This window comes from Blautia sp. DFI.1.216 (assembly GCF_020594215.1).
GTDB lineage: Bacteria > Bacillota > Clostridia > Lachnospirales > Lachnospiraceae > Blautia_A > Blautia_A wexlerae.
This window is the reverse complement of record NZ_JAJDML010000087.1, coordinates 1-7,863: the sequence shown is the minus strand read 5'-3', so window position 1 is coordinate 7,863 and position 7,863 is coordinate 1. Positions and strand designations below refer to the sequence as shown.

The window sequence follows — 7,863 nt, the reverse complement described above, 5'->3', positions numbered from 1 at the left end:
TTCTTCCAAGATGGAAACCGAAATCATTCTGGTTTGTGGAGATCAGGCTGTATAATGCTTCCGGGATATATTCTGCTGTGTTTGTAACAGAAAGATCTATATCCGCAGGTGTTTCTGATGTAATGGAAGTACCGTTGATTTCCCAGATGAAACCATTCTCCATATCAAGATTCAGGGAAATATCTTTGCCTTTTATCCCGGATAAAACAGAAGCAGGAAGTGTCCTGGAACCGTTCAGAGTAATGGAAATGGTATCTTTTTCTTTGGAAGTCTTGATCAGATCGTTGACAGCATCCCAGCCTTTCCTCTGGAAACTTCCCTCAATATAAGGTTCACCGTCACCAAGTTTTCCGAGGTTTTTTGTATTCTGATGTTTGCACCGCTTACAGGTGTAAGTTATGATTCCGTCAGTTTCTGCAGTTGGTTCTGTAGTGATAACACCGTTGTCATAGTCATGGCCGTATGCGGAAATCGTATAACCATAGGAAAGTGTTTCATTACAGTCTGTGCAGTAGGTATCTCCACTGTATCCGCTGGAAGTACAGGATGGAGAGGAGTAGTAACGTTCTGCGGTATGTTTGTGTTCGCATTTACTTCTGATAATTGTGTAAGTAACAGTTTCACTTACATAATTTCCTTTATCTTCACCGGTGTAAATTGCGGTAGCGGTATTGTCTCCGACATTCAGATCTTTAGTTTTATCTGAACCTTGCCATTCCCAGTTTGCAGGAAGAGGACTAGGAGCAATCTCATTTACTTTCTTACAGGACCACGGAACGGATATTTGGGTATTTGATGGTGATGGATAATTTGGTGTTTGGGTTGCTCGACTGATGATTGCTTTATATTCTTGTGAAGTCCAGGTAGTATAATTGGAATTGGAGATCCGTATACAAATTTTGGTATTTTCTGCTTTTTTTACCGTACTTACAGTAGGAATATCATTGTTAGGATTCAAAGTTGTCCATGTTTGTCCGTTATCAACACTGTATTCAATAGTACTGTTTTTGGGAATTGTGTCTTTGTCAATTTTGATAATTGGATGAGACTTTCCATCATATTCACCTGTGTAGTTAGTGATTGTAGGGGTAAGTGTACCCGGTTTAATATCAAATTTCCAGTCATCGTTTGTTAAATAACCAGAAGATGCATTGTAAAAATCGCCTTTGTTTACATCAATCTTTACAATATAAGTCCCAACATCTTTAGGCTCGGTTATCTCGGTTGTTGGATCATTTTCTTTGAAATATTTTACAGTGAAGTCTCCTACGCCTTTAATGTTGTTCTTCGTAGTGATGTTAGGAGAGTGTGTGTTTCCATCATAAATAAACTCAGAACCGTTAAATTCAAAAATCGCACTGGTAACAGTACGTTTGGTGTTATTAAATTCATTTGAGTTTGAATTAAAAATATAACTTCTTCGTTCTGTTCCAACAGTTACAATATGATCTTCGCCAGTCAGCCATGCATACAGCTTTTTTTCACTAGAGTCAACAGCTATATGACTATATGGACTCCAATGAGTATTGTCTATAGTTATTGGATCGTTTCCTTCATTAGGAATGGTGCAGAGATATACATTAGGACTGTTGGGGTCGTAGTTACCAGAGCTATCCAAATTCTGGTGAGGAATGCAATCAATTTTTGCATTTACAGAACCGCCACTAATGGTAATGTTACTGCAAAGGCCTCTATTGCCCATGTCGCAAAAGCCGCTGCCAATGCCAGCGCCACGAGAAGAACTGGCATTTACAGAACCGCCACTAATGGTAATATTGCTACAAGAGCCGGTGCGATTAGTGGCATCGCCACTGCCAATGCCGGCACCGTAATAAGAACTGGCATTTACAGAACCATCACTAATGGTAATGTTACTACAAGAGCTGCTGACCATTTCAGGGCCAGAGCCAAGACCACTGCCAATGCCGGCGCCGCCAGAAGAACTGGCATTTACAGAACCACCATTAATGGTAATGTTACTGCAAGAGCCATTTACGCCCATGCCGCCGCCAATGCCGCCGCCGCCAATGCCGGCGCCGCCAGAAGAACTGGCATTTATAGAACCACCACTAATGGTAATGTTACTGCAAGAGCCATTTACGCCACCGCCAATGCCAGCCCCGCAAGCATACGGAGCAGAATTTTGGGCAGTTAATATTCCTGGAGTGCCTGAAGAATTATCTATTGTAAGGTTAGCTATATTGTCTTTCTGTAAGCCTGCGGAATTCACGTTCGTTGTTATAAGGTTATTTTCGTTTTCTAAATATATGCAGACTTGAGCTTGGACAGTAGATGTGATTTGCAATGCTGGCCCAGAAGCTGTCTCAATGTTTACATTATTCAGATAAATATTAACTGTTCCTGAAGTAATACTCTCAATTATGATGGGAATACTGGTAGTAGCTCCAGTACCGTTAAATTTGTACGAACCAGCAGAGGTTATTTTCCATTTGTGCTCGTTCTTATCATAGAGATTGCTACTGTTCGTATCGTTTATATTAATCTCTTTTATAGGTTCCGTTCCGTCTGCAGTAGCCGACATAACATTTGCTTCACTGCTAAAGTCGGGTACGTTCTCCGAACTGAACACAGATAATTCTTCTTCTGTTTCTTCTATTACTTCCTGATTATCATCGGAAAAGATTTCAGGAGTTTCTTCGGATACCTCTTCCAGATTCCCGGAAGTAAATTCCCCTGCAAATATAGTCTGGAGGGGCATGTTTGTGGAACACAGTGCAAGTGCCATAACCCCGGCTAATAATTTCTTTCTCATAAAGATCGCCTCCCTGTTATAAAATATATGTTTATAGGGATATTATACATCATGGAATGAAATTATATAATGCCCGTTAGAAGGCAAAAAAGTGCCTTTTTGCTATTATTTATTTACAAATGGTTTCAATTCTTCACGTTTTTCTATATCCAACAGATGGAAAATGCGGGAAAGATAATGTTTGATCGTATTGGGTGACAGAGACAGTTGTTTTGCGATTTCCTGATTGGTCCAGCCTTTGCTTGCGAGCATGGCTATGGAGTATTCCATAGGCGTCAGTTTATCTGTAACAGAGGACTGAAGCTGTGGATTATGAATAGCCATCCAACCACGACTGAAGGCAATAACTGCCTGGGAAAGCTGTCTGTAACTCTCGGGTTCTGCAGGTTTGATACAGGCTTCAATCTGTCCAAGCATCAATCCATGATGTTCGATAAACGGTTCCAGAAATCCATCCGGTTTTGCCATGTTCCATGCTTTTATCAGAGCTTTTCTGGCCTCATCCTGCTGTTTCAGGTTGATCAGACACATAATGATCACGCAGTAGAGATATTCCATGGCAACAGGATAACAGCCGTCAAGCATCAGAAAGACAGACTGGCATAATCCCAGTGCCCGTTTATATTCTTTGTGAAGATAAGCGTTATGAGCGAGGACATAAACAGCATAAGCGCGAAGCCCTGAGGGTAAAGATGGCAGAAAATCCTGAAGAGGAGGAAGTCCGTCTGTGGGAAGATGCATCAGTACCATGGCCAGATAGTTGGCAAAAACACAGGAAGCCATGATTCCTTTTGGTGCAGAACTGTCTTTTGCGAGAAGAAGACATTCCTGAATATTTCTGAATCCCATTCTGGAAGCAGATGGATTGCCCAGAGTAAGATTGGAAAAAGAATATAAAAGTGCTGCGGACAGGCGCAGACAGAGATCTTTGTCCTGGAGGTAAAGTTCCGCAATATTTCTGCATTCTTCTGCACGTCCCGAGAAATAATATAATTCAGCCTGTGCAATCTGCCGTTGTTCCAAATCCTGAAAATTATCCACAGTAGCCTGTGCCTGTCCGGGAGTAAAAGAACTGTTCATCAAAGGCATAAGACGGGAAAGAGCAGAATCCTGAAAATTATCTGATGAATTCATTGTAAAAACACATCCTTATTATATTATAATAGTAACAAACCGGAACCGGTATCAGCGTAAACAGCCCGGTGTAAATGTGAAAATTAAAAGGAAGCCCTGTCTGGCAGTGCAGCGGGCTTCATTATTGTCCGTTAAGGAAATATATAAATTAACATCCTCTTGATTTCATAAAGTCAAGAACCTCTTCTTTGGTGGACATAACGCGAAGAGCACCCTTGCGTGTGGTGATCAGAGAAGCTGCCGCATTTGCGAATGTGAGCAGTTCTTTTAAGTTCTCTTCTGTCAGGTTGTCCAGACCATGTTCCAGAACATAGTTTAGGGAACTTGCGCAGAAGGTATCGCCTGCACCTGTTGTCTCGATAGTCTTTTCCTGAAGGAAAGGAGCAGCCTCTACTTTCATGTCTTTGTAGTAAGCGCGGCTTCCGTCTTTTCCAAGTGTGATAAGGATAAGCGGAATGTTGTATTTCTCTTTCAGAAGTGCGGCGCCTTTGTCATAGTCTGTAGTTCCGAACAGGAATTCAACTTCGTTATCTGAGATTTTCAGAATATCGCATTTGCCAAGACCGTATTCGATCTCTGCCTTTGCGTCATCCAGAGATTTCCATAATGGCGGGCGAAGGTTCGGGTCGAAGCTGACGATACATCCGGCTTCTTTAGCAACGTCGATGGCATAGCGGGTTGCCTCGCGTACTCCCTCGTGAGTGGAAGAAAGTGTTCCGAAGTGGAAGATTCTGGAATCTCTGATCAGGTCTTCCTGGATTTCGTCTTTGGTGAGCATCATATCTGCACCCGGGTTACGGTAGAAGGAGAAATCTCTGTCTCCGTCAGGATAAGTATGTACAAAGGCAAGTGTTGTGTGTACCTCGTTGTCGATTACAAGGTTGCGGGTGTCGATCCCTACTTCCTCTACGGCATTCTTAAGCTGGGTTCCGAACATGTCGTTTCCGACTTTGCCGATGAATGCAGTTTTTTTGCCAAGCTTTTCAAGCATTGCAAGCACGTTGCATGGAGCACCGCCCGGATTGGCTTCCAGCATCGGATTTCCCTGTGCGCTGTTACCGTTTTCAGTAAAGTCAATCAATAATTCGCCTAATGCGGTTACGTCAAAGGCTTTGTTTCCCATTTTGTATCCTCCTTGTTGTGATGGAAAGAAGCATGGTATCCGGAACAAGATTCTTTCCATAGTTAATAACATAAATTTAGCGCAGGAAAGGGAATTTGTCAAACAATTTTCTTTATTTTTTTGTGCAAAGATGCTAAAATAAACATAACTTGATTTGTTATTGTTTACAGGTGACGTTTAATGTACCATAAATACGCTGCCGGTAAGGGTAACCGATCATCGTATTTCTGACAATCGGGGAGGTAACGCAGCTATGGACGAAAAAGTATACGGCTATATGGACTGGCCGAGGATTGAAGCTATTGTGTATGGAGAGGAAACTGCTCCCAGAGATGTGATGGGACCAAGGATCACACAGGACGGAGTTCTTATTCAGGGATTTTTTCCTGATGCAGAAGAAGTCAGTGTGATCAGCGGAAAGAAAACCTATGTCTGCGAGAAAGAGGACGAGGCCGGATATTTTGCAGTATTGCTTCCTGTACGCAAGGTGCCGGAATACAGATTCCTTATAAAAATGGGAGAGACAGAGACAGAATGTTATGATCCCTATGCTTTTCCATGCCAGATCACAGAGGAAGAGGAGAAGTCTTTCTGCGCAGGTGTTTATTATGAGGCATATAAGAAGCTGGGCGCACACCCTGTGGAGATTAAAGGAGTGAAAGGTACTCTTTTTGCTGTCTGGGCTCCGAACGCAGTGAGTGTAAATATTGCAGGTGATTTTAATGGATGGATCGGACGTGCAACTATTATGCATCGTATGCCTATGTCCGGTATCTTTGAACTGTTTGTACCCGGGGTAGAGGCAGGAACACACTATAAATATGAAATTAAAGTCAAAGGCGGCGAAGTTCTGTTAAAGGCTGATCCTTATGGGAACAGTGCAGACCATGATCCTGAGGGAGCATCTGTTGTAGCAGATGTAAGTGCTTTTCAGTGGAATGACGGAGACTGGATGAAAGAGCGTCACAGATTTGATGACAGGAAACAGCCGGTTTCTATATATGAAACATCTCTGGAGGAATGGAAATCCGCTGAGGAACTGGTGGAATTTCTGGCAGAGGAAGATTTTACCCATGTGGAACTCCATCCTGTGATGGAATATCTGGATGATATTACAGGTGGTTATTCTACATATGCATATTATGCACCTACTTCCAGATTTGGAAGCGTGACGGATTTTCAGAAGCTGGTAGATGAGCTGCATCAGGCGGGGGTCGGTGTGATTTTGGACTGGACACCTGCACAGTTCCCGCGTTATGCCTCCGGTCTGGAGAAATTTGACGGAACACCTCTTTATGAGAGACAGAATCCGGCAGAGGCCATTCATCCGTTCTGGGGAACATTGCTCTATAATTACGGAAGCCCTATGGTGAAAGATTTCCTGATCTCCAATGCCTGCTTCTGGGCTGAGGTCTACCATGCTGACGGTCTGCGCATGGATGATGTGGATGCCATGTTGTATCTGGACTATGGCAGAAATCCGGGAGAGTGGACACCTAACATTTACGGAACCAATGAAAACCTGGATGCTCTGGAATTCCTGAAGCATCTGAATTCTGTGATAAAGGAGAGAAATCCCGGATTGCTTTTAGTTGCTCAGGAGAACGGACTCTGGCCGGAACTGACAGACAGTGTGGGAAATGACCATCTGGGATTTGACTATAAATGGAGTGGCGGATGGACAAAAGATCTGCTTGAATATCTGAGCAAGGATCCTATTGAGAGAAAGAATTACCATGATCAGCTGACCATGTCCATGCTCTATGCATACTGTGAACATTATATTCTGACCCTTGGCAGCAGGGATGTTGGTACATTGAAGGATTTCGCGGATAAGCTGCCGGGAAGTGAAGAACAGAAGAATGCGCAGATCAGAGAGGCTTATGTTTATATGATGCTTCATCCGGGATGCAAGATGATGGCACCGGATAAAGATATGCCAAAGGAACTGGAAGTATTTGTCAAAGATCTCAATAATATGTATCTTGTTCATCCTGCTCTTTATCAGCTGGATGATGAATATGATGGATTTGAATGGGTTCAGCTGATGAAGTATGAGGAGAATGTGATCGCATTCATGAGAAAGACAGAGAAACCGGAAGAAACTATTCTGGCTGTCTGCAATTTCGCGGCAATCCCATATGAAAACTACAATGTGGGAGTTCCTTTTGCCGGCAAATATAAAGAAATCTTTAACAGCGATGATAAAAAGTACGGTGGTAATGGTGTAGTAAATACGAGAGTTAAAGCAGCGAAGAAGGCTGAGTGTGATGAGAGAGAGTACTCCATCACAGTAAAGCTTCCGGCACTTGGGGTGGCAGTCTTTACCTGCACTCCGGAAGAAACAGAGAAAAAGCCTGCTGCTGAGCACAGCCAGATTAAGAAATCCATCACCAAGACAAGAACTGTACGCAAGGCTGCCGGGAAAACAAAAGCAGCTGTAAAAACTGCAGTGAAACCGGTGACGAAAACAGTATCTGAAATACCGGTCAAAAAGGACTTGACAGAGAAGAAATAATATTATAAACTAAATGCTGTGGCTGTCAGAATTATCAATTTCTGACAGATTACAGCATAAGCTGAAATAGCTCAGTCGGTAGAGCACTTCACTCGTAATGAAGGGGTCGTGAGTTCGAGTCTCATTTTCAGCTTGAATGACCGCGCGTCGCATTCTCGTTACTTCAGTGATGAGTTAGACGCGCAATTTTTTTGTTAAAAAAAGAACGTATGTTTACAGAATAAGATATCTATGGTACAATTTGTTCATAGCACAAAATAAAAAAACAGTTCAGAGGAGAAGAAAATGCAGACGGTATCCAGTTATGGTGTGGAA

General features: G+C 42.7%; 4 protein-coding genes and 1 tRNA gene. 2 read left to right on the top strand and 3 right to left on the bottom strand.

The window, feature by feature from the left end:
• The 3 genes from LJE11_RS18175 to LJE11_RS18165 form a co-directional block, all read right to left on the bottom strand.
• The coding region (locus LJE11_RS18175) for a hypothetical protein (protein WP_227296348.1) at positions 1–2,773 on the bottom strand (2,773 nt) is incomplete at its 3' end.
• Between the two features lie 105 nt (positions 2,774–2,878).
• The gene (locus LJE11_RS18170) at positions 2,879–3,907 is read right to left on the bottom strand and encodes a helix-turn-helix domain-containing protein (protein WP_120062073.1); all 1,029 of its coding nucleotides are present in this window, start codon (positions 3,905–3,907) and stop codon (positions 2,879–2,881) included.
• A 148-nt stretch (positions 3,908–4,055) separates the two neighbouring features.
• Complete coding sequence (locus tag LJE11_RS18165) at positions 4,056–5,030, bottom strand: carbohydrate kinase family protein (RefSeq protein WP_025577613.1); 975 nt, start codon at positions 5,028–5,030, stop codon at positions 4,056–4,058.
• 253 nt (positions 5,031–5,283) lie between these two features.
• Here LJE11_RS18165 and glgB point away from each other — a divergent pair, with 253 nt between their 5' ends.
• Both glgB and LJE11_RS18155 read left to right on the top strand, forming a co-directional pair.
• Positions 5,284–7,548: a 1,4-alpha-glucan branching enzyme gene (gene glgB / locus LJE11_RS18160; RefSeq protein WP_120062074.1), complete on the top strand. Its 2,265-nt coding sequence runs from the start codon at positions 5,284–5,286 to the stop codon at positions 7,546–7,548.
• A 60-nt stretch (positions 7,549–7,608) separates the two neighbouring features.
• A tRNA-Thr gene (locus tag LJE11_RS18155) sits at positions 7,609–7,681 on the top strand.
• Positions 7,682–7,863 lie beyond the last annotated feature (182 nt).